General features: G+C 39.7%; 1 protein-coding gene. It reads right to left on the bottom strand.

What is annotated here, in order from left to right; genetic code table 11:
• Nucleotides 1–396: 396 nt before the first annotated feature.
• The gene (locus PX481_RS03935; RefSeq protein WP_002758338.1) at nucleotides 397–1,053 is read right to left on the bottom strand and encodes an SGNH/GDSL hydrolase family protein; all 657 of its coding nucleotides are present in this window, start codon (nucleotides 1,051–1,053) and stop codon (nucleotides 397–399) included.
• Nucleotides 1,054–1,364: the final 311 nt, after the last annotated feature.

The raw sequence follows: 1,364 nt of genomic DNA, 5'->3' as shown, positions 1-1,364 counted from the left end.
AGTTTTCATTCAGGACAAATGTACTGATTAACTAATTTTTTGGGGAAAATTAGTTAACCCATCATTATAACATATAATTAATTTGCAAGAGTTCTAATGTAGATGCTAGGCTGAAAAGGTGAAGCGAAAACCTTGTCCACTATAGGTTGCAGGGAAGAGAGTCTGTAGCCTGTTTAACGGCAATACTTTGGTCTGAACCCCGTCAGTGAAGGCGCCACCGTCTAGTTATCCCCGAAAATCGATACTTTGGAGTAAGCCAAAATGTACTCAAGTAGTTTGACGAATGAAGAGTGGTCTATCGTAGAACCGCTATTGCCAAAGAAGAAATTGACTTGCCCACCGAAATGAACCAAACGACAGATTGTCGATCTATCTTGAAGTGCCATTCAGGGCAATTCACTTTTGTCGAGAGTCTTTGGAGTTTCCATAGATGATTGTATGTAGTTGAGTAACGTTATGGTTTTGTACTATTTCTAGAATGTAGCTGCTTAATTTATCTGCACCAATTGCAGATGGCTCAATCGGATTAGCGTAATCAGATGTACTGGTAAAGATTTGGCGCAGATCAATAATTGGTAGTTTATAGGCTATTGCTGTTTGAATTATCACATCATTCCAAAATGTGAGTGCAGTTGTCGCTATGCTTTGGTATTCTGACTGCTCAAATCTTGGCTCGTAGATGGTGCAAATTGTTATTGGCAACTGTTTTTCCAGTAGCTCTTTGATTGCACTTACATAGTTAGCACGAAAATCTCCGACCAGCCTTGAAAATTTAATTATTACTTCTGCAACAGATTGTGCCCTCTGAGATAGATAGTCGATGTTGCGTAAAGCATCATTTCCCCCAACACTCAAAAACAAGTGAGTTGAGTCTTTAGGTAGCTTCTGAACTTGAGCATGGAGATCCGTGGTAATAGAACCATCAATAGCGAGTAAAGTGGCTTTCCATCCTAAAGGTATTTTGCGCTTAAGGTAATGGATAACATCTTCTTCAACATCCACATAAGGAGCATTATCAAATATGCTGTCGCCGAGCAAGACGATGTGGGTCATAAATCTATACCTCAAAATTTTCCACTTGCGCAAAGAAGCAATGCGACATAACTACATATTATAGGTCAACTTTCTGCATAAAACTCTCTGAGGCAACGATATGGTTCAACTTTCTGTATAACACTCCATTTAGGCGCAATCGCCAGAACTTTTCCCCATATCACGCCCAAAAGCCTGTTAGCCAGATTAGCTTACTGCAAACAATCTCGGCTCTTCGTTACCCTTTATGCTAAATCAACATACAAGATGCCAAGATAACATACTTCTAACCCAAAAATTCCGAAAGTTTCTAAAGCCATAGCCTCTCCGTT

It is taken from the genome of Microcystis sp. M53603_WE2, from assembly GCF_030065435.1.
The sequence above is the reverse complement of the archived record's forward strand: the minus strand, read 5'-3'. Positions and strand labels throughout refer to the sequence as shown.

Coding starts and splice junctions, on each gene's coding strand:
- PX481_RS03935 (WP_002758338.1), bottom strand. CDS start 1,053: ATGACCCACATCGTCTTGCTCGGCGACAGCATATTTGATAATGCTCCT.